Origin of the sequence: Streptomyces sp. MST-110588 (assembly GCF_022695595.1) — a bacterium.
Lineage (GTDB): Bacteria > Actinomycetota > Actinomycetes > Streptomycetales > Streptomycetaceae > Streptomyces.
In genome coordinates this window covers 4,252,501-4,272,579 of the sequence record NZ_CP074380.1, presented here as the reverse complement: position 1 = coordinate 4,272,579, position 20,079 = coordinate 4,252,501, and the positions used below count along the sequence as shown (strand labels likewise).

The following is a 20,079-nucleotide window of genomic DNA, read 5'->3' as shown; positions in this document are numbered from 1 at the left end:
GAGCCGCTATGCCCGCGTCGGCCTGGCAGAAGTCCTCCTACTGTCAGGAGGGCAGCAACTGCCTGATGATTGCCGCCAACCCGAACGGCACGATCAGCCTCCGGGAAAGCAGCGAACCCGGTAGCACCCTCACCACCACGGCGCCCGCGCTTCGTGGGCTTGTACGGAGCGCGGGGCGGGGCGCGGCAGGCGTCAGTCGTTCAGGGGGTTCCAGCTAAGGCCGGTGTCGGACCGGCGTACGTGGCCGAACTGGATGTCGGCGAAGTGGACGCCGAAGCCAAGGGTTCCCGGCTTCGTCAGTTCCGCCAGCAGGGCGTGGCGGGACTTGGCGGCCAAGGGGCGCTCGTCGTCGGAGCCGGAGTGCCAGTCGGGGTGGTTGATCTGGATGGACGAGTGCATCGCGTCGCCGAAGAAGATCACGCGTCGCCCCTCGTCACCGGCGATCTCGTATGCCGCGTGACCCGGCGTGTGGCCCGGGGTGGCCAGGACCCGTACGCCCGGGAAGATCTCCTCGCCGTCCGAGGCCGTACGCAGGCGCGGCTCCATCACCGCCAATGCCGCCTCGCTCGTGCCGTGGTGGACCGAGACCGCGCGCCCTGCCCACTCCTGCTCGGACATCACGATCTCAGCGCCCGCGAACGCCGGCTCGGTCGCCCAGCCGATGTGATCCAGGTGCAGATGGGTGATGGCGATGGATTCGATCTCCGCAGGCGTACGGCCCAGGCGGGCGAGACTGTCCACCAGGGCACCGGAGTGCAGATCGCCGACGTGAGGGTGATCCGGATCCATCCGTATCGTCTCGGCACCGGCACCCGCGTCGATCAGAATCGCCCGCCCGTCACGCTCGACCAGCAGCGCACCGATGCTCGCCATCAAGTAGCCATCGGGCCCGATGTATTCGCGATACGTCTCCCAGTCCGCGTCACTGGCCTCGGGAAACCACCCACGCGGCTTCAGCCCGACGTACCCGTCAGGCACATAACTCAGCTTCGCGTCGCCGAACCGGATCGTGCGTATGTCTGCCTGCCGCGTCAGTCTCGTTAAGATCGTCACGGGCAGAACGTTATAACTGTAACCACTTCCTCACAAGTCCCGCGCCCGCGGCGCCCGGCGCGACCGCCCGGCCGTCCGGACGTCCGGGCGGTCGCGGGGCCGCACCCCGGTTGAGCCCGGACAGCTCAGTTGGGGTGCGGCCCCGTCACCTCGCGGACGCCGAAGGCGGTTACAGCCCCCGGGCCACCTCGGTGGCCCAGTACGTGAGGATCATGTTCGCGCCTGCGCGCTTGATGCCGGTGAGGGTTTCGCGGATGGCCGCTTCGCGGTCGATCCAGCCCTTTTCGGCGGCGGCTTCGATCATCGCGTACTCGCCGGAGATCTGGTACGCGGCGACCGGTACGTCCACCGCGTCCGCGATCTTCGACAGGACGTCCAGGTAGGGGAGGGCCGGCTTGACCATGACCATGTCGGCGCCCTCCTCCAGGTCCAGCGCCAACTCGCGCAGGGACTCACGGGCGTTGGCGCTGTCCTGCTGGTAGGTCTTGCGGTCGCCCTTGAGGGCGGAGCCGACGGCCTCACGGAAGGGGCCGTAGAAGGCGGAGGAGTACTTCGCGGTGTAGGCCAGGATCGAGACGTCCTCGTGGCCGGTCTGGTCCAGGGCGTCGCGGACGACGCCGACCTGACCGTCCATCATGCCGCTGGGGCCCACCACGTGGACGCCGGCGTCGGCCTGGACCTGCGCCATCTCGGCGTAGCGCTCCAGGGTCGCGTCGTTGTCCACCCGGCCCGCGGAGTCCAGGACCCCGCAGTGGCCGTGGTCGGTGTACTCGTCCAGGCACAGGTCGGACATGATCACCAGGTCGTCGCCGACCTCGGCCTTCACGTCGCGGATGGCGACCTGGAGGATGCCGTCCGGGTCGGTGCCCGCCGTGCCGGCCGCGTCCTTCTTCTCCTCCAGCGGGACGCCGAAGAGCATGATGCCGCTGACGCCGGCCTCACACGCCTCGACGGCCGCCTTGCGCAGCGTGTCACGGGTGTGCTGGACGACGCCCGGCATCGCCGCGAGCGGCGCGGGCTCGCTCAGGCCCTCCCGTACGAACGCGGGCAGGATCAGGTCCGCCGCGTTCAGACGGTGCTCGGCGACCATGCGGCGCATGGCCGGGGTCGTACGGAGCCGGCGCGGCCGGGCTCCGGGAAAGGTGCCGTACGTACTGCTGCTCAACTGCGAGCCCTCCTACGCGATCCGGGCCGGCGCTCACTGGGGCGTGTGACCGGGTCACCGGCCTCCAGCGCGGCATCGCGCCGCGCCGCGCCGAAGTCCGCGAGCGCTTGGGCCAGCTTGTGCACCGAGGGCTCGGGCGACATGACGTCCACGCGCAGCCCGTGTTCCTCGGCGGTCTTGGCGGTGGCCGGACCGATACAGGCGATCACGGTCACGTTGTGCGGTTTGCCGGCGATGCCGACGAGGTTGCGGACGGTGGAGGAAGACGTGAAGAGCACGGCGTCGAAGCCGCCGCCCTTGATGGCCTCGCGGGTGTCCGCCGGCGGGGGCGAGGCCCGTACGGTCCGGTAGGCCGTGACGTCGTCGACCTCCCAGCCCAGCTCGATCAGGCCCGCCACCAGCGTCTCGGTGGCGATGTCGGCACGCGGCAGGAAGACGCGGTCGATCGGGTCGAAGACCGGGTCGTACGGCGGCCAGTCCTCCAGCAGGCCGGCGGCGGACTGCTCCCCGGAGGGCACCAGGTCCGGCTTGACGCCGAAGGCGACCAGCGCGTTGGCGGTCTGCTCGCCCACTGCCGCGACCTTGATCCCGGCGAAGGCCCGCGCGTCGAGCCCGTACTCCTCGAACTTCTCCCGTACGGCCTTGACGGCGTTGACGGAAGTGAAGGCGATCCACTCGTAGCGGCCGGTCACCAGGCCCTTGACCGCGCGCTCCATCTGCTGCGGGGTGCGCGGCGGTTCCACGGCGATGGTCGGCACCTCGTGCGGCACCGCGCCGTAGGAGACGAGCTGGTCGGAGAGCGAGGCGGCCTGCTCCTTGGTACGTGGTACGAGGACCCGCCAGCCGAACAGCGGCTTGTTCTCGAACCACGAGAGCCGGTCGCGCTGCGCCGCGGCACACCGCTCCCCGACCACGGCTATGACAGGCTGCCCGCCGTCCGGCGAGGGCAGCACCTTGGCGGCCTTGAGCACCTGGGCGACCGTGCCCAGGGTCGCGGACCAGGTGCGCTGGCGGGTGGTGGTGCCGGCGACGGTGACGGTCATCGGGGTGTCGGGCTTGCGGCCCGCGGAGACCAGTTCCGCGGCGGCGGCGGCCACCGAGTCCAGGGTCGTTGCGACCACGGCGGTCGCGTCGCTGGCGCCGACCTCGCTCCAGCAGCGCTCGTCCGCGCTGCGGGCGTCGACGAAGCGCACGTCCGTACCGTGCGCGTCGCGCAGCGGCACACCGGCGTACGCGGGCACGCCGACCGCGGCGGCGATGCCGGGCACGACCTCGAAGACGATGCCTTCGGCGGCGCACGCCAGCATCTCCTCGGCGACGTCGGCGTCCAGGCCGGGGTCGCCGGCCACCGCACGTACCACCCGCTTGCCGGTGCGCGCGGCACCCATGACAAGATTGGCGGTGTCCCTGATCGGGGGGACGTCGGCGGGGATTGACGGCTCGTCGGCTGCCGCCTGCAGCGGTGTGTCCACATTCGCTCGCGCGTGTGCGCGGACGACGTCGAGCACCTGCGGGTCGGCGATCAGTACGTCCGCGCGCGCCAGCGCTTCCACGGCGCGCAGCGTCAGCAGTCCCGGATCTCCGGGTCCGGCACCAAGGAAGGTGACCTGGCCGGTTGCGGGGTGGACAGGGGCGGTGGGGTTCAAAGTGCTCGCTCCCCCATAAGACCGGCCGCACCCTTTGCGAGCATCTCGGCGGCGAGTTCGCGCCCCAGGCCGGAAGCCTGGGCCACTGCGTCATCGGGAGAGGCGGGTACGTGCCCGGTGGTGGACAGCTGCACCAGCGTGTTGCCGTCGGTCGTGCCGACGACGCCACGCAGGCGCATTTCGGTGACAACCTGCCCATCGGCCTGAAGGTCGGCCAGCGCACCCACAGGTGCGGAGCAGCCGGCCTCCAGGGCGGCGAGCAGGGAACGCTCGGCGGTCACGGCGGCCCGGGTGAACGGGTCGTCGAGCTCGCGGAGCCGGGCGAGGAGTTCCACGTTGGACGCGGCACACTCGATCGCCAGTGCCCCCTGGCCGGGGGCGGGCAAAACCATGTCGGGCGACAGCAGCTCCGTCGCCACGCCGATACGGCCGATGCGGGAGAGCCCGGCGGCGGCCAGCACGACCGCGTCCAGCTCGCCGTTCTCGACGTAACCGATGCGGGTGTCGATGTTCCCGCGGATGGGTACGGTCGTCACACGACGGCCCAGCGACCGCGCCCAGGCGTTCAACTGCGCCATGCGGCGCGGCGAACCGGTGCCCACGCGGGCGCCGTCCGGCAGCTTCTCGAACGTCAGGCCGTGCCGCGCCACCAGCACGTCGCGGGGGTCCTCGCGCACCGGCACGGCGGCCAGCGCCAGCTCCTCGGGCTGCGCGGTCGGCAGGTCCTTGAGCGAGTGCACGGCGAAGTCGATCTCCCCGGCGAGCAGCGCGTCACGCAGCGCGGAGACGAAGACGCCGGTGCCGCCGATCTGCGCGAGGTGCTCACGGGAGACATCGCCGTACGTGGTGATCTCCACCAGCTCGACGGGGCGGCCGGTCAGCTCCCGCACCGCCTCGGCGACCTGGCCGGACTGGGCCATGGCGAGCTTGCTGCGCCGCGTCCCCAGCCTCAGTGCCGTCAATGTGCTGTCAGTCATGCCCGCTCCCGTGCTGTGTCCTGCCGGTCCCGTGCTGTGTCCTGCCGGTCGGCAGTCCGCGTGGTCCGCGTGTCGGCCCGGCTGACGGCGGCGACCGTCTGGGGGTCGAGGTCGAAGAGTTCGCGCAGCGCGTCCGCGTACCCGGCACCGCCGGGCTCACTCGCGAGCTGCTTGACCCGCACGGTGGGCGCGTGCAGGAGTTTGTCGACGACCCGGCGCACGGTCTGGGTGATCTCGGCGCGCTGCTTGTCGTCCAGGTCGGGAAGGCGGCCGTCCAGGCGGGCGATCTCGCTCGCCACGACGTCCGCGGCCATGGTGCGCAGGGCGACCACGGTGGGGGTGATGTGCGCGGCGCGCTGCGCGGCGCCGAAGGCGGCCACCTCCTGGGAGACGATGCCGCGCACCTGGTCCACGTCGGAGGCCATCGGCGCGTCGGCGGACGCGGCGGCCAGCGACTCGATGTCGACGAAACGCGTACCCGGGATCCCGTGGACGGCGGCGTCGATGTCCCGCGGCATGGCCAGGTCCAGCAGGTACAGCTCGCCGTCGCGGCCTTGGGCCGCGGCCCCGATCGCGTCACCCGTCAGGACCAGGCCGGTCGCGCCCGTACAGGAGACCACGACATCGGCGAGCGCCAGCTCGGCGTCGATGGCGTCCATCGGTACGGCACGGGCGGTCAGGCCGGTGGCCGCGCCGGGGGAGCCCGGCTCGGTCAGGATGGCGGTCAGCCGCTCGGCACGCGCCACCGTACGGTTGGCGACGGCCAGTTCGCCGACCCCGGCGCGTACGAGCGTGGTGGCGGCCAGCGAGGACATGGAGCCCGCGCCGATGACCAGCGCGCGCTTGCCCTTCGCCCACGCCTCGACGTCCTGCCGGCCCGCGAGCTGCTCCAGCCCGAAGGTGACCAGCGACTGGCCGGCCCTGTCGATGCCGGTCTCGCTGTGGGCGCGCTTGCCGACCCGCAGCGCCTGCTGGAAGAGGTCGTTCAGCAGCCGCCCGGCGGTGTGCTGCTCCTGGGCGACGGCCAGCGCGTCCTTGATCTGGCCGAGGATCTGGCCCTCGCCGACGACCATGGAGTCCAGGCCGCAGGCCACCGAGAAGAGGTGGTGGACGGCGCGGTCCTCGTAGTGGACGTACAGATGGGGCGTCAGCTCCTCCAGACCGGCACCGCCGTGCCGCGCCAGCAGCGTGGACAGCTCGGCGACACCGGCGTGGAACTTGTCCACGTCGGCGTACAGCTCGATGCGGTTGCAGGTGGACAGGACCGCGGCCTCGGCGGCGGGCTCGGCCGAGACCGTCTCCTGGAGCAGCTTGCCGCGCGCCTCGGGCGCGATGGCGGCACGTTCCAGCACGCTCACCGGAGCGCTGCGGTGGCTCAGTCCGACGACAAGGAGGCTCATGAGCGCACCTCGCTTCGCAGCGGGGCACGGCCCGGGGCCGTGACACGCCTGTTCTTCGTGTTTTCCGTGGTCCGCACGCCGCGCCCGCTCATGCCGGCATCACGGCGGGCACATCCCCGTCGGGTCCCTTGCGCTCGGCCGCGGGCGCGTCCCCGTCCAGCCTCTTGCGCTCGGCCGCGGACACCTCGCCGGGCAGCTCCTTGCGCTCGGCCGCGGGCGCGCTCGAACGGGCCGGGGTGGCCGGCGCCGCCTCGGGCGCCGCGTCCTCGCCCGCCTTGCGCTGCTCGTGGAAGGCCAGGATCTGCAGTTCTATCGACAGGTCGACCTTGCGTACGTCGACGCCGTCCGGAACCGACAGCACGGTCGGCGCGAAGTTCAGGATGGAGGTGACACCGGCGGCCACGAGGCGGTCGCAGACCTGCTGGGCGGCGCCCGCGGGGGTGGCGATCACACCGATCGACACGCCGTTGGAGGCGATGATCTGCTCCAGCTCGTCGGTGTGCTGCACGGCGATGCCCGCGACGGGCTTGCCCGCCATCGCCGGGTCGGCGTCGATCAGCGCGGCCACCCGGAAACCGCGGGAGGCGAAGCCGCCGTAGTTGGCGAGCGCGGCGCCGAGGTTACCGATGCCGACGATCACGACCGGCCAGTCCTGGGTGAGGCCGAGTTCGCGGGAGATCTGGTAGACGAGGTACTCCACGTCGTAGCCCACACCGCGCGTGCCGTACGAGCCGAGGTAGGAGAAGTCCTTACGCAGCTTGGCGGAATTGACCCCCGCGGCGGCGGCCAGCTCCTCGGAGGAGACCGTCGGGACCGAGCGCTCGGAGAGGCCGGTCAGGGCACGCAGATACAGCGGAAGCCGGGCGACGGTGGCCTCGGGAATTCCTCGGCTTCGGGTCGCCGGTCGGTGAGTTCGGCCAGTTGCCACGGTGCTCCTGCGGGTAGAGCGAGGCTGTGGGCGGCACCTTGTCCCAGGACCACCCCGTCGAACGCAGGCTATGCCTTTGTGAACGCGTGCACAAAGATGGTGTCCGCTTTGTCCGGGCAAAGTGACCGGCGTCACCCGGGTTTTACGGGCTTCGACGGAACCAACTTCCCAGTCACGCCGTTCACCCCGGTCACATGCTTCACGCCGGTGATCCGGGTGCGCCGACGGGAGCACGCGCTCTCACTCCTCACCGCTATGCCCCCGGACACCTACAAATCGCCCACCGATGGTAATCGACAGCGAGTGCGGTTCCGAACCTCTACGAGGACGGTTCCGCACCTTTGAAGCACCCGGAGACAGCCCCGGCGCGGCGGTCCGGGCGCCGCTGTGGGCACAATGGCGGGCATGGCTTCCCTCTTCGGCCGCGGCCCCCGCAAGAACCCCGCCGACAGCACGGTCACCCTCATCGGCAAGCCCGGCTGCCACCTGTGTGACGTGGCCCAGGACGTGATCGAGAAGGTCTGCGCCGAGACCGGCGCCTCCTGGGAGAAGAAGGACATCACTCAGGACGCGGATCTCTACCGCAAGTACTGGGAGCAGATTCCGGTCGTCCTGGTGGACGGCGCGCCCCATGATTTCTGGCGGGTGGACCCGCAGCGGCTGCGCCGGGCACTGGGCGCCTGACGGGCCGCGGCGCAGGGGCACCTACCGGTCCGTAATGGCCGTAACGCGACCGTCGCCCGCGGCAGGTCCGCCGGACATACGGCCGTAACCGGGTGCACCGAACAAACTGGCTAGGCTAGCGGGTATGGCCCACCCGTCGCCCGATCCCCACACCGGCAGGAGTTCCTACGGAATGCCCCTTCCGACGCGATGGTTCACCCGCGGCAGGCGCCCCGCCACCGCACGGAGCGTGCTGGCGGGCGAAGCGGCGGCCGAGGCCGCGCGCAAGTCCTCGCTGGAGGCCGAGGCACAGGAGGCCCGGTCCGCCGAGGACGCGCGGACGCGGGCCGCGGCCTCGGATGCCCTGGGCACCGGTGCCTCCAGGGACGGCCGCGAAGGCAAGGACGGCAGGAGCGGCAAGGACAGCAAGGAAGGCCGGGCCCCCGCCGAGCCGGAGTTCCCGGTCGTCGGCGACGCCAAGGCCGCCGCGTTCTTCGACCTGGACAACACCGTCATGCAGGGCGCGGCGCTCTTCCACTTCGGCCGCGGCCTGTACAAGCGGCACTTCTTCCACAAGCGCGAACTGGTCCGCTTCGCCTGGCAGCAGATCTACTTCCGGCTGGCCGGCTCGGAGAACCCCGAGCACATGCAGGACGTACGCAACAGCGCGCTGTCCATCGTCCAGGGCCACCGGGTCTCCGAGTTGATGTCCATCGGCGAGGAGATCTACGACGAGTACATGGCCGAGCGCGTCTGGCCGGGGACCCGCGCCCTGGCCCAGGCTCACCTCGACGCCGGCCAGAAGGTCTGGCTGGTGACCGCGGCCCCTGTGGAGACCGCGACGATCATCGCCCGGCGGCTCGGGCTGACCGGCGCGCTCGGGACCGTGGCCGAGTCCGTGGGCGGCGTCTACACCGGCAAGTTGGTGGGCGAGCCGCTGCACGGCCCCGCCAAGGCCGAGGCCGTACGGGCACTGGCCGCGGCCGAAGGTCTGGACCTGTCCCGCTGTGCGGCGTACAGCGACTCGGCCAACGACATCCCGATGCTCTCGCTCGTCGGCCATCCGTACGCGATCAATCCGGACAGCCGGCTGCGCAAGCACGCGCGCGAGAACGGCTGGCGGCTGCGTGATTACCGTACGGGCCGCAAGGCGGTCAGGATCGGCATCCCGGCTGCGGCCGGGGTGGGCGCGCTCGCGGGCGGGGCCGCCGCCGCGGTCGCCCTCCAGCGCCGCCGCCACTGAGGCACCCAACACGCCGCGCCACCCCCGGGGCTCACCGCCAGCACTCACCGCCACCGAGGCACGCCACCTCCGAGGCGCCGCCACCGCGCCACGTCCCCGCCTGCCCGCCGCGCCGAGCCGCCGGCGGGCCGCAGGCAATCACTCTGCATACCCCACCGTGCCCCCGCCAGTCCCGTTGCTGACGGTTCGCCACAACACGCCCCGCAACCAGGCAGATCACGCTCCCTTCCGATCAATACCTGCTCAAGATTCGATACTTGGAACGACAACAATGCGTAACGGATCAGAAGTAATCGATGATTTGAGCAACTGGGTGTAGCGCTGCCTGTACGAAGCGTTATTCTCCTCAGACGCAAACCGGTACCCACACGTCCCTACGACGAGTGAACGGTCCCGCACTGCACGTGATGGAAGCTCTGCCTCTGGGAGTCCCGTGTACCCACACGTCGGGGTTGACGCCTCGGGCCTGGCTACGCTGCGTACGACACTCGTCGACCACCTGCGCAGTTTCGTCCCCACCGCGTACGCCGTCCCCGCATTCGCCACAGCCGTCCCCGTCGGCCCGTGCTACGCCCTGGCCGACGGGAGCGCGGCAGTCGGCAGCAAGACCGGCCGCACCCGGCGCTCCGGCACCGGCACGTCCACCGCCCGACGCCCCGCCGACAGCGACAGCCGTCGCATGATGGACCTCGTCGAACGCGCCCAGGCCGGCGAGGCCGACGCCTTCGGGCGCCTCTACGACCAGTACGCCGATACGGTCTACCGCTACATCTACTATCGCGTCGGCGGCCGGGCCACCGCCGAAGACCTCACGAGCGAGACGTTCCTGCGCGCCCTGCGCCGCATCGGCACCTTCACCTGGCAGGGCCGTGACTTCGGCGCCTGGCTGGTGACCATCGCCCGCAACCTGGTGGCCGACCACTTCAAGTCCTCGCGCTTCCGCCTGGAAGTGACCACCGGCGAGATGCTCGACGCCAACGAGGTCGAGCGCAGCCCGGAGGACTCCGTACTGGAGTCGCTCTCCAACGCCGCCCTCCTGGAGGCGGTGCGCAAGCTCAATCCCCAGCAGCAGGAGTGCGTGACCCTGCGTTTCCTCCAGGGCCTGTCGGTCGCCGAGACGGCGCGCGTCATGGGGAAGAACGAGGGCGCGATCAAGACCCTCCAGTACCGGGCGGTGCGCACTCTGGCGCGGCTCCTCCCGGACGACGCCCGCTGACGGCCGGCGCACCCGACCGCCACCGCGCCCCGAGCCGTACGACACGCCCGTACGACCCACCCGTTTTTCGCAGCACCCGTTCTTCGACGCACCGCCCGGTGACCCCGCCGGCAGACCCCCGGCAACCCACCGGCGCCCCAGGACCGCATGGACATCACACCGGCGTTCCGACGACGCATCGCCGCCCCGAACCGCCGACGGCCCACGCACCGCCTCTCATACACCGCGTTGACGCGAGCCACCCGTGTTTTTCCGCGACTCGCCCCTCATTGACCTCGGCTGACGCTTGGGTACACATTCCGACAGCCCTTGACTTCACGTGACCGTTCATGACCGGTCGGTCACATCATCGTGAGTGCGTAACCCGAGTGCCGCGCCGCTCGTTGTGCGGGATGCAGGCTCCCTGCGGTCACGCCATGCCCGCAGCTTCTCACTCGATCGAGTGGACGCGAACAAGGCGTGCAACCTTCCGGCCCGTCTGGATAGTCAAGCCAGTCCGGGGAGTCGAGCGGGATGACGAGAGGAGGTGCCGCCCGTGATCGCCAACGTCTCGGTGCACCGGCGGGCCAACGCCTTCGCCCAGGCCCTGGAGGATCAGGTCCTTCAGGGCGAGGCGGCCGAGGACCTGGTCGGCGCATCGGCGGAAGTGTCCGGGGAGACGAGGTTGTTGGCGGTCGCCGACAGCCTCGCCGAACTCCCCAGGCCCGAGTTGGACCCCGAGGTCAAGACCGTCCAGCGAGCCCAGCTCATCGCGGCGATGGAGGCCGCGTTCGCCGGGGACGGCGCCCCGTCCGAGGAGACGCGGGTGCCGCCGCAGCGCGGGGCCCGCGGGAGCCACCGCGCCACGAAATCACTGGGCAGGCTGCGGCCGAGGTCACGGCTGTCCAAGGGGCTGGCCGCGGGCGGTCTGACGGTCGGCGTGGCCGCCGGTGCCTTCAGCGGCGTGGCCGCGGCCAGCTCGGACGCGCTCCCCGGCGATTCCCTGTACGGCCTCAAGCGCGGCATGGAGGACCTCAGACTCGGGCTGGCCGAGGGCGACTCCGACCGCGGCCGGCTCTTCCTGGACCAGGCGGCCACCCGCATGCTGGAGGCCCTGCGCCTCATGGAGCGCGGCCGGTCCGGTCTCCTGGACCACGAAGTGCTCGGCGAGATCCGCCGGGCGCTGTCCGGCGTCAAACAGGACGCCGCCGAGGGCCACCGCCTGCTGCACGAGGTCTACCAGCGCGACGGCTCGCTCGACCCCATCCAGGCGCTGAACTCCTTCACCAGGTCGCACCGCGAGAACTGGACCCGGCTGCGCGACCGCCTGCCGGCGCAGCTCACGGACGTCGGCCAGGAGGTCAGTTCGGTCTTCGACGCCATAGACCAGGAAGTCGGTCCGCTGCGCTCGCTGCTGCCGCCCGCCCCTGACGGCAAGAACGCCCGCCGGAGTGCGCCGCACTCCCCCGGTGACACGGGCACGGGCGGCCGGCAGGGTCCGTCGGCCCGCCCCGGAACGAAGCCCTCCGCCGGTGCGTCCGACAGCGCCCGCCGTCCCCGGCCCGCCCCGTCCTCCTCGTCCGAGGACGAGGGCCTGCTCGGCGGCAGTACGGGCGGCCTGTTCGACCCGCCGTCACACGGCCCCGGCAGCCCCGCCCCGTCGGAGGACCACCACAGCAAGGGCAGGGGCAACGGCGACAAGAAGAAGGCGATCCCGCCCGACGTCACGCTCCCGCCACTGATCCCCGGTCTCCTCCCGGACCTGGGCATCGACGGCGAGAGCGGGCCGAAGTAGAGCCGGGGACGAAGAGCGCCCGCACCCGGCGCTCTTCGTCCCCGGTCCTCCGGTGTCCCGCTGCCAGAACCTGCCAGGACCTACCAGGGCCCGACAGCCGAGGACATCAGAAGAACACCGAACGTCGCTGCACCAGCAGCTTGTAGAGCGTGTGCTGGATCGTCTCGCGGACCTGGTCCGTCAGGTTGAACATCAGCATCGGATCGTCCGCCGCCTCCGGCGGATAGCCGTCCGTCGCGATCGGCTCTCCGAACTGGATCGTCCACTTGGTGGGCAGCGGCACCATCCCCAGCAGCCCGAGCCACGGAAAGGTCGGGGTGACCGGGAAATACGGCAGCCCCAGGACGCGCGCCAGCGTCTTGGCGTTCCCGATCATCGGATAGATCTCCTCCGCGCCCACGATCGAGCACGGCACGATCGGCACCCCGGCCCGCAGCGCCGTCGAGACGAACCCGCCCCGCCCGAAGCGCTGGAGCTTGTAGCGGTCCGCGAAGGGCTTCCCGATCCCCTTGAACCCCTCCGGCATCACCCCGACGAGTTCCCCGCGCTCCAGCAGTTGCTGCGCGTCCTCCGCGCAGGCGAGCGTGTGCCCGGCCTTCCGCGCCAGCTCGTTGATCACCGGGAGGACGAACACCAGATCGGCGGCGAGCAGCCGCAGATGGCGCTCGGCGGGGTGGGTGTCGTGCACGGCGACCTGGAGCATCAGCCCGTCCAGCGGCAGCGTCCCGGAGTGGTTGGCGACGATCAGCGCGCCGCCGTCGGCCGGGACGTTCTCGATGCCCTTCACCTCGACCCGGAAGTACTTCTCGTAGAAGGGCCGCAGCAGCGACATCAGGACATGGTCGGTCAGCTCCGCGTCGTAGCCGAAGTCGTCGACCTCGTACTCGCCGGTGATCCGCCGGCGCAGGAAGCTCAGGCCACCGGCGATGCGCCGTTCCCAGGACGGCGGTATAGCGCCCGGCGCGCCGGGCGACGGCTCCGGGTCCCGGTACCGCGGTCCGGGTACGGGAGCCAGCCCCGCCCCGTCTTCCCCCCGCCCCGACCGCTTGATCCTCCTTCGTGACCGGGGCTCCTCGCCGAAGGGGATGACCTTGGCGTCCGCCATCGTGGGTGAACTCCTCACTGGGTCGGGCCGCTGCGTGCGGGAAGCACGGCGGCGAGCCGGTCGACGGTACGGGCGAGGACCTCCGGCGGCAGCAGTCCGGGGCCGCGGCTGCGGACGAACTCCGCGAAGGTCTCCGCCGTCGTGTATTTCGGGTGGAACCCCAGTGTCTCGCGCATTTGGGCCGTATGGACGACCCGGCCGTGGGTGAGCATCCGGATCTGCTCCGGCGAGAAGTCGGTGAAGCCCAGGGCGCGCAGCGTCGAGCCGGCCCAGGTCACGGTCGGCAGGAACAGCGGCAGGGTGGGCCGCCCCAGCCGGCGCGAGCACTGCGACAGCAGCAGCGTGCCCTCGCCGGCGATGTTGAACGTGCCGCTGTTGAGCGTGCCGCGCCGCGGCTTGGCCGCAGCCGTCCGCAGCACCTCGATCGCGTCGTCCTCGTGCAGGAACTGCAGCCGTGGGTCGTAGCCGATGACCGTGGGCAGTACGGGCAGCGAGAAGTACTCGGCGAGCGGGGAGTCCGCGCACGGCCCCAGGATGTTGGCGAAGCGCAGTACGCACACCGCCACGTCGGGGCGGCGCCGCGCGAAGCCCCGTACGTACCCCTCGACCTCCACGGTGTCCTTGGCGAAGCCACCGCCGGGCAGCGACTTGGGCGGGGTGGTCTCGGTGAAGACGGCGGGGTCACGCGGCGCGGAGCCGTACACGCTGGTGGAGGACTTCACCACCAGCCGTTTGACCTTGGGCGCCTTCTGACAGGCGCCGAGGAGCTGCATCGTCCCTATGACGTTGACTTCCTTGACCGAGGCCCGGCTGCCCCGGCTTCCCAGGGGCGTGCCGTTGATGTCCATATGGACGACGGTGTCCACGCCCGTCTCGGCCAGCACCCTGGCAATGGCCGGATGCCTGATGTCGGCCTGGAGGAAATCGGCGCCGCCAAGGTGGTGCTCCGGCGGTACGGCGTCCACCCCGATCACCCGGTCGACATCGGGGTCGCGCTGGATACGTCGTACGAACCGGCCCCCCAATTGCCGCGCGACTCCGGTGACGAGCACGACCTTTCCCAAGATCAGCCCTTCCTTCCCACCCTCGTTCTCATGTGAGCCGAGCTGTCGCGGCCACGCTATCGGCTCGTTGTTGCGCTGTGATGACCGCATGCTGCCCAGAGCGACATTTCAAGCCTTGGCCCAAGCCTGGCGGTACCCGCCGGACAGAAATTTCCGCGGCCCGCTTCCTCTGCTCCCTCTGCCCGGTGCCCGTGTCCCACGCCTGTGCCCCACGCCTCTGTCCGACACCTGTGACCGTCCCTCTGGGCGCCCCCTCCGTCCGCCGCCCGGCGACGTCCTCCGGCGGTCTCCTCCGAGGTGTCCCGAACGGCCCACAACGCAACGCAGCCCCCCACCACATGCCGTGGTGGGGGGCTGCGTAATCGCGATCAGCGCCGCTTACTTCTTGTTACGACGTTGAACACGGGTGCGCTTGAGCAGCTTGCGGTGCTTCTTCTTGGCCATCCGCTTGCGCCGCTTCTTGATAACAGAGCCCACGACTACCCTCGCTCACTTCGAATACTCGGTGCGGGGCGTCCGAGCCCACACTACCTACATCGGGCCAGCCTACCTGCCGCCGAGCCTACGGCGTAATCCGAGGGTCCCGTGGGGTCTCCTCAGGCCGACTCCACCCCCACATAAGACTCACGGAGGTAGTCGTGAACCGCTTGCTCCGGCACCCGGAACGACCTCCCCACTCGGATCGCCGGCAGATGACCGCTGTGCACCAACCGGTACACGGTCATCTTCGACACTCGCATTACCGTGGCGACCTCCGCCACGGTAAGGAACACGACCTCATTCAGAGGCCTCTGCTCTGCAGCCATGACACACCTGAACCTTCCGCACATGACGGGCACCGGCTTCCCCTCCGGTGACTCCTCGTCGCTGTGCGCTCACTCCCCAGGTTAGGGGCGGGTGATGCGAGTGGGGAAGAGGAGCCGCTATCGGCCGCCTACTGTGACAGACACGCTCGATTGAGTACATAGCGAGTAAGCGGTCGGTAGTAACCAGACCGCACAGCGTCATCAAGCGGAACTACGGCGGACACCCGCCCCTCGGCCTGTCCGACGAACAGTGCGGGGTCGTCCGTATCCGCCAGGCCGATGGCCTCAAAGCCGAGCTGACCTGCTCCGCAGACCCATCCGTGGTCCCCGATCACCAGCTCGGGAAGGGGTCCACAAGTGTCTGCGGCAGCCCCCAGGGCGGTACGAACCGGGAGGGGGGAGTGCGTATGTACGCCCGGCTCGCGCGCGGTGCGCCGCACGCCTGGTTCGCGCATCAGCGCGACTCCCCGTACGTAGTCAAGGTTGTACGTACGTACCCCAAATCGGGTCGCTATGTCGACACAGCGGCCATGCGCAGGGGTGAGAACAGGGCATCCCGCCGCCGAGAGAGCGTCTGCCAGCGCGGCGTAGAAGCCGAAGAGGCGGTGCGGATGACCGGTTCCGATCAGTACGGGCGCCCGTCGGGCCGCCGCTTCACCGACCCGCGCGGCGAACGCATCCAGCCCCGCGACCGTACGGTCAGGATCGATCGAATCCAGACCGGAAGTATGCGCTGGATCGGCCGAAACCCCACACCTATCCTGTATCACCCGAAGCACTTCGCACACCGACCAGTCCTGTTCCGGCTCCAGTCCGATCAGTACTCGCGGGTCGCCGGCCGCGAAGAGCCGGTAGCGGGCCAGGCTCTTCTCACGCGGGGTCGCGATCGTCCCCGCCAGCCGCGCGCCGATCAGATGCGCCCGCAGGGCGCCCGTACCCAACACACGGTCCATGCTGACGGCTTGCCCGGCGACCCGAGTGCGAACTGACGGGTAGTCATGCCTGAGAGGTGACATTCCCCTCGTATGGGTCTTACTGGTCTTACGGGGACAGTCGCCCTGGGGACAGTCGCCCTTGAGACAGTCGCCTTTGGGAAGTCGCCCTTACGGTCAGGGCAGCAGACCGTGCGCCGGGAACACCGCCCTGCGGGTGGCCAGCACCGCCTGGTCCAGACGGTCGGCCGGGTCGTATCCGCTGTCCGCGAAGTCCCGCCAGCGCGCCGTACCCCCGTCCGTCATCCGCTGCGGCGCCGCCTGCCGGGTCCGCCGGAAGACCTCGTGCCGCCACTCCTCGGGGACCATGGCCGTCGGCTCGATCGGCGCTCCGGCCGCGACGGCGACCAGGTGCGTCCAGGACCGCGGCACCACGTCCACCACCGCGTACCCGCCGCCGCCCAGCGCGATCCATCGCCCCTCCGCGTGCTCGTGCGCCAGGTCGTGGCAGGCCACCGCCACCGCCCGCTGGGCATCCACGCTCACCGCCAAGTGCGCCAGCGGGTCCTCGAAATGGGTGTCCGCGCCGTGCTGGGTGACGATCACCTGTGGCCGGAAAGCGCCCAGCAGCTCCGGCACCACGGCGTGGAAAGCACGCAGCCAGCCCTCGTCGCCGGTGCCGGCGGGCAGCGCCACATTGACCGCGCTGCCCGCCGCGCCGTCACCGCCGGTCTCCTGCGGCCACCCGGTCTGCGGGAAGAGCGTGCGCGGGTGCTCGTGCAGCGAGATCGTCAGGACCCGTGGGTCCTCCCAGAACGCCGCCTGCACCCCGTCCCCGTGGTGCACGTCCACATCCACGTACGCGACCCGCTCGGCGCCCAGTTCCAGCAGCCGGGCCACCGCCAGCGCCGCGTCGTTGTAGACGCAGAAACCGGCCGCCCCGCCGGGCATGGCGTGGTGCAGCCCGCCGGCGAAGTTGACCGCGTGCAGGGCCTCCCCGCGCCATACGGCCTCCGCAGCCGCCACAGACTGCCCGGCGATCAGCGCGGACGCCTCGTGCATGCCCGCGAAGGCCGGATCATCCTCGGTGCCCAGCCCGTAGGGCGCCTCGGCGGCCTTCGGATCGGCCGAGGCCCTGCGGACCGCGTCGATGTAGTCCTGACGGTGTACGAGCCGCAGCGTGGACTCCCCCGCCGCCTTGCCCGCGACCACCTTCACCGGGCCACGGTCGAGCCCGTACGCCTCCACCAGCCGCATGGTCAGCGCCAGCCGTACGGGGTCCATCGGATGGCCGGGCCCGAAGTCGTAGCCCGTTACCGCCTCGTCCCACATCAACTGCGCGCGACCGCTCATGCCGGTCACCGTACCGGGCCTCCCCGACCACGGACGATCGGGTGGGCACAAGAGCCGTCCGGCCCATGGAAGCCGCGGCGGAGGGCCGATCAGCCCAGGAGTTGCGGCAGCTCCTCCATGCGCGAGAACAGCCCGCGGGCGCCGCCCAGCTTCTCCGCCGGCGTCATGGCCGTGAACCCGTACACGTCCATGCCGGCCGCGAGCGCGGCCTGAACACCGAGCGGGCTGTCCTCGATCACCGCACAGCGCTCCGGAGCCACGCCCATTCCCCTGGCGGCGTGCAGGAACAGATCGGGCGCCGGCTTGCCCCGTCCGACGTCCTGCGAGCTGAAGATCCGACCCTCGTCGAACCACTGGTCGAGTCCGGTCTTACGGTGACCGACCCTGATCCGCTCATGGCTGCCGGAGGACGCCACGCAGTACGGGGTTCCGTCCGCCGACAGCTTTCCCAGCACCTCCGTCACGCCGGGGACGGCTTCCAGGGACCGCTCGAAAGCGGAGAAGGTGCGGGTGTGGAGGGTGGTGTCGAAGTCCTCGGGCAGCAGCCGGCCGGTCCGCTCCTTGATGAGGTCGTGCACACGGTGAATCGCGCCGCCCATGTAGTCCCGTATGGATTCCTCGTACGAGGTGGGGTGCCCCAGCTCGGTGAGGTACGCCGCGAGGACGGTGTTCGCAATCGGTTCACTGTCGACGAGCACGCCGTCGTTGTCGAAGATGATCAGCTCGTATCGCATCCGCCGATGATATTCGGCGCACAAATGCAGAAAGCCCCGCACCATACGGTGCGGGGCTTCCCCTAAAAATTGTTCGGCGGCGTCCTACTCTCCCACAGGGTCCCCCCTGCAGTACCATCGGCGCTGAAAGGCTTAGCTTCCGGGTTCGAAATGTAACCGGGCGTTTCCCTAACGCTATGACCACCGAAACACTATGAAGATGAACTCCAGCCAGCACAGGCGAGTTCGTTACTTCAGAACCTACACAGTGGACGCGAGCAACTGAGGACAAGCCCTCGGCCTATTAGTACCAGTCAACTCCACACCTTACGGCGCTTCCATATCTGGCCTATCAACCCAGTCGTCTACTGGGAGCCTTAACCCCTCAAAGGAGGTGGGAGCCCTCATCTCGAAGCAGGCTTCCCGCTTAGATGCTTTCAGCGGTTATCCTTTCCGAACGTAGCCAACCAGCCATGCCCTTGGCAGAACAACTGGCACACCAGAGGTCCGTCCGTCCCGGTCCTCTCGTACTAGGGACAGCCCTTCTCAAGACTCCTACGCGCACAGCGGATAGGGACCGAACTGTCTCACGACGTTCTAAACCCAGCTCGCGTACCGCTTTAATGGGCGAACAGCCCAACCCTTGGGACCGACTCCAGCCCCAGGATGCGACGAGCCGACATCGAGGTGCCAAACCATCCCGTCGATATGGACTCTTGGGGAAGATCAGCCTGTTATCCCCGGGGTACCTTTTATCCGTTGAGCGACGGCGCTTCCACAAGCCACCGCCGGATCACTAGTCCCTACTTTCGTACCTGCTCGACCCGTCAGTCTCACAGTCAAGCTCCCTTGTGCACTTACACTCAACACCTGATTGCCAACCAGGCTGAGGGAACCTTTGGGCGCCTCCGTTACCCTTTAGGAGGCAACCGCCCCAGTTAAACTACCCACCAGACACTGTCCCTGATCCGGATCACGGACCCAGGTTAGACATCCAGCACGACCAGAGTGGTATTTCAACAACGACTCCCCCGCCACTGGCGTGACGAGATCACAGTCTCCCACCTATCCTACACAAGCCGAACCGAACACCAATATCAAGCTATAGTAAAGGTCCCGGGGTCTTTCCGTCCTGCTGCGCGAAACGAGCATCTTTACTCGTAGTGCAATTTCACCGGGCCTATGGTTGAGACAGTCGAGAAGTCGTTACGCCATTCGTGCAGGTCGGAACTTACCCGACAAGGAATTTCGCTACCTTAGGATGGTTATAGTTACCACCGCCGTTTACTGGCGCTTAAGTTCTCAGCTTCGCAACCCCGAAAGGTCACTAACCGGTCCCCTTAACGTTCCAGCACCGGGCAGGCGTCAGTCCGTATACATCGCCTTACGGCTTCGCACGGACCTGTGTTTTTAGTAAACAGTCGCTTCTCGCTGGTCTCTGCGGCCACCACCAGCTCAGGATGCAAGACCCCTCACCAGCAATGGCCCCCCTTCTCCCGAAGTTACGGGGGCATTTTGCCGAGTTCCTTAACCATAGTTCACCCGAACGCCTCGGTATTCTCTACCTGACCACCTGAGTCGGTTTAGGGTACGGGCCGCCATGAAACTCGCTAGAGGCTTTTCTCGACAGCATAGGATCATCCACTTCACCACAATCGGCTCGGCATCAGGTCTCACCCTTATATGAGAGACGGATTTGCCTATCTCTCGGGCTACACCCTTACCCCGGGACAACCACCGCCCGGGCTGGACTACCTTCCTGCGTCACCCCATCACTCACCTACTACAAGTCTGGTCCGTCGGCTCCACCACTCCCCTACACTCCGAAGAGCTCAGGGCGGCTTCACGGACTTAGCATCGCCTGATTCGATGTTTGGCGCTTCAAAGCGGGTACCGGAATATCAACCGGTTGTCCATCGACTACGCCTGTCGGCCTCGCCTTAGGTCCCGACTTACCCTGGGCAGATCAGCTTGACCCAGGAACCCTTAGTCAATCGGCGCACACGTTTCCCACGTGTGTATCGCTACTCATGCCTGCATT

At 69.2% G+C, this 20,079-nt stretch carries 18 protein-coding genes and 2 rRNA genes (1 of these 20 only partly in view); 5 read left to right on the top strand and 15 right to left on the bottom strand.

Annotation, left to right across the window (positions count from 1 at the left end):
• Positions 1-8: 8 nt before the first annotated feature.
• Positions 9-218, top strand: a complete 210-nt coding sequence (locus tag KGS77_RS18770; protein WP_242583407.1) for a DUF397 domain-containing protein — start codon at positions 9-11, stop codon at positions 216-218.
• Here KGS77_RS18770 and KGS77_RS18765 read toward each other — a convergent pair.
• The 6 genes from KGS77_RS18765 to KGS77_RS18740 all read right to left on the bottom strand — a co-directional run bounded on the left by KGS77_RS18765 (position 193) and on the right by KGS77_RS18740 (position 7,169).
• Positions 193-1,053, bottom strand: coding sequence for an MBL fold metallo-hydrolase (locus KGS77_RS18765; protein WP_242583404.1), 861 nt, complete (start codon positions 1,051-1,053; stop codon positions 193-195). The two genes, KGS77_RS18770 and KGS77_RS18765, sit on opposite strands and share 26 nt — an antisense overlap.
• 169 nt (positions 1,054-1,222) lie before the next feature.
• On the bottom strand, positions 1,223-2,218 hold the full coding sequence (hemB, locus tag KGS77_RS18760) for a porphobilinogen synthase (protein WP_277994241.1): 996 nt from the start codon (positions 2,216-2,218) through the stop codon (positions 1,223-1,225).
• Positions 2,215-3,864: a bifunctional uroporphyrinogen-III C-methyltransferase/uroporphyrinogen-III synthase gene (locus KGS77_RS18755; RefSeq protein ID WP_242583401.1), complete on the bottom strand. Its 1,650-nt coding sequence runs from the start codon at positions 3,862-3,864 to the stop codon at positions 2,215-2,217. The genes hemB and KGS77_RS18755 overlap by 4 nt, the downstream gene beginning before the upstream one ends.
• Positions 3,861-4,841 carry a hydroxymethylbilane synthase gene (gene hemC, locus KGS77_RS18750; RefSeq protein ID WP_242583381.1) on the bottom strand — a complete coding sequence of 327 codons (981 nt, stop codon included), beginning with the start codon at positions 4,839-4,841 and terminating at the stop codon, positions 3,861-3,863. Before hemC ends, KGS77_RS18755 begins: the two co-directional genes overlap by 4 nt.
• Positions 4,838-6,241: a glutamyl-tRNA reductase gene (locus KGS77_RS18745; RefSeq protein WP_242583378.1), complete on the bottom strand. Its 1,404-nt coding sequence runs from the start codon at positions 6,239-6,241 to the stop codon at positions 4,838-4,840. Before KGS77_RS18745 ends, hemC begins: the two co-directional genes overlap by 4 nt.
• A gap of 88 nt (positions 6,242-6,329) precedes the next feature.
• Positions 6,330-7,169 carry a redox-sensing transcriptional repressor Rex gene (locus tag KGS77_RS18740; RefSeq protein WP_242583375.1) on the bottom strand — a complete coding sequence of 280 codons (840 nt, stop codon included), beginning with the start codon at positions 7,167-7,169 and terminating at the stop codon, positions 6,330-6,332.
• Between the two features lie 405 nt (positions 7,170-7,574).
• Here KGS77_RS18740 and KGS77_RS18735 point away from each other — a divergent pair, with 405 nt between their 5' ends.
• The 4 genes from KGS77_RS18735 to KGS77_RS18720 all read left to right on the top strand — a co-directional run bounded on the left by KGS77_RS18735 (position 7,575) and on the right by KGS77_RS18720 (position 12,065).
• Positions 7,575-7,853, top strand: a complete 279-nt coding sequence (locus KGS77_RS18735) for a glutaredoxin family protein (RefSeq protein WP_242583372.1) — start codon at positions 7,575-7,577, stop codon at positions 7,851-7,853.
• A 172-nt stretch (positions 7,854-8,025) separates the two neighbouring features.
• Positions 8,026-9,075 (top strand): HAD-IB family hydrolase, encoded by a 1,050-nt coding sequence (locus KGS77_RS18730; RefSeq protein WP_242583370.1) that lies wholly within the window; start codon positions 8,026-8,028, stop codon positions 9,073-9,075.
• 433 nt (positions 9,076-9,508) lie between these two features.
• Entirely contained in the window at positions 9,509-10,291 is a 783-nt protein-coding gene (locus KGS77_RS18725) for an ECF subfamily RNA polymerase sigma factor, BldN family (RefSeq protein WP_242583366.1), read from the top strand.
• Positions 10,292-10,826: 535 nt separating this feature from the next.
• A complete protein-coding gene (locus KGS77_RS18720) occupies positions 10,827-12,065 on the top strand; it encodes a DUF5667 domain-containing protein (protein ID WP_242583362.1) in 1,239 nt (412 codons plus the stop codon).
• Positions 12,066-12,171: 106 nt separating this feature from the next.
• Here KGS77_RS18720 and KGS77_RS18715 read toward each other — a convergent pair whose 3' ends face one another.
• The 9 genes from KGS77_RS18715 to KGS77_RS18675 all read right to left on the bottom strand — a co-directional run.
• Positions 12,172-13,170, bottom strand: coding sequence for a lysophospholipid acyltransferase family protein (locus KGS77_RS18715; RefSeq protein ID WP_242583359.1), 999 nt, complete (start codon positions 13,168-13,170; stop codon positions 12,172-12,174).
• Positions 13,171-13,184: 14 nt separating this feature from the next.
• Positions 13,185-14,234: an NAD-dependent epimerase/dehydratase family protein gene (locus KGS77_RS18710; protein WP_242583356.1), complete on the bottom strand. Its 1,050-nt coding sequence runs from the start codon at positions 14,232-14,234 to the stop codon at positions 13,185-13,187.
• A 378-nt stretch (positions 14,235-14,612) separates the two neighbouring features.
• Positions 14,613-14,711, bottom strand: a complete 99-nt coding sequence (locus tag KGS77_RS18705) for an AURKAIP1/COX24 domain-containing protein (RefSeq protein ID WP_003948845.1) — start codon at positions 14,709-14,711, stop codon at positions 14,613-14,615.
• Positions 14,712-14,830: 119 nt separating this feature from the next.
• The gene (locus KGS77_RS18700; protein ID WP_051831566.1) at positions 14,831-15,040 is read right to left on the bottom strand and encodes a helix-turn-helix domain-containing protein; all 210 of its coding nucleotides are present in this window, start codon (positions 15,038-15,040) and stop codon (positions 14,831-14,833) included.
• A gap of 128 nt (positions 15,041-15,168) precedes the next feature.
• Positions 15,169-15,984, bottom strand: a complete 816-nt coding sequence (locus tag KGS77_RS18695; RefSeq protein WP_242587550.1) for a phosphatase — start codon at positions 15,982-15,984, stop codon at positions 15,169-15,171.
• 165 nt (positions 15,985-16,149) lie between these two features.
• The gene (locus tag KGS77_RS18690; RefSeq protein ID WP_242583353.1) at positions 16,150-17,325 is read right to left on the bottom strand and encodes an acetoin utilization protein AcuC; all 1,176 of its coding nucleotides are present in this window, start codon (positions 17,323-17,325) and stop codon (positions 16,150-16,152) included.
• 89 nt (positions 17,326-17,414) lie between these two features.
• Positions 17,415-18,059, bottom strand: coding sequence for an HAD family hydrolase (locus KGS77_RS18685; RefSeq protein WP_242583350.1), 645 nt, complete (start codon positions 18,057-18,059; stop codon positions 17,415-17,417).
• Positions 18,060-18,130: 71 nt separating this feature from the next.
• Positions 18,131-18,247, bottom strand: a 5S ribosomal RNA gene (gene rrf, locus KGS77_RS18680).
• A gap of 75 nt (positions 18,248-18,322) precedes the next feature.
• Positions 18,323-20,079, bottom strand: a 23S ribosomal RNA gene (locus KGS77_RS18675); it runs 1,367 nt beyond the window's last position.

What these genes read in the sequence shown, in the direction of transcription:
- KGS77_RS18770 (WP_242583407.1), top strand. Translation starts at nt 9, where the DNA reads ATGCCCGCGTCGGCCTGGCAGAAGTCCTCCTACTGTCAGGAGGGCAGC.
- hemC (WP_242583381.1), bottom strand. Translation starts at nt 4,841, where the DNA reads ATGACTGACAGCACATTGACGGCACTGAGGCTGGGGACGCGGCGCAGC.
- KGS77_RS18745 (WP_242583378.1), bottom strand. Translation starts at nt 6,241, where the DNA reads ATGAGCCTCCTTGTCGTCGGACTGAGCCACCGCAGCGCTCCGGTGAGC.
- KGS77_RS18735 (WP_242583372.1), top strand. Translation starts at nt 7,575, where the DNA reads ATGGCTTCCCTCTTCGGCCGCGGCCCCCGCAAGAACCCCGCCGACAGC.
- KGS77_RS18730 (WP_242583370.1), top strand. Translation starts at nt 8,026, where the DNA reads ATGCCCCTTCCGACGCGATGGTTCACCCGCGGCAGGCGCCCCGCCACC.
- KGS77_RS18715 (WP_242583359.1), bottom strand. Translation starts at nt 13,170, where the DNA reads ATGGCGGACGCCAAGGTCATCCCCTTCGGCGAGGAGCCCCGGTCACGA.
- KGS77_RS18700 (WP_051831566.1), bottom strand. Translation starts at nt 15,040, where the DNA reads ATGGCTGCAGAGCAGAGGCCTCTGAATGAGGTCGTGTTCCTTACCGTG.
- KGS77_RS18690 (WP_242583353.1), bottom strand. Translation starts at nt 17,325, where the DNA reads ATGAGCGGTCGCGCGCAGTTGATGTGGGACGAGGCGGTAACGGGCTAC.
- KGS77_RS18685 (WP_242583350.1), bottom strand. Translation starts at nt 18,059, where the DNA reads ATGCGATACGAGCTGATCATCTTCGACAACGACGGCGTGCTCGTCGAC.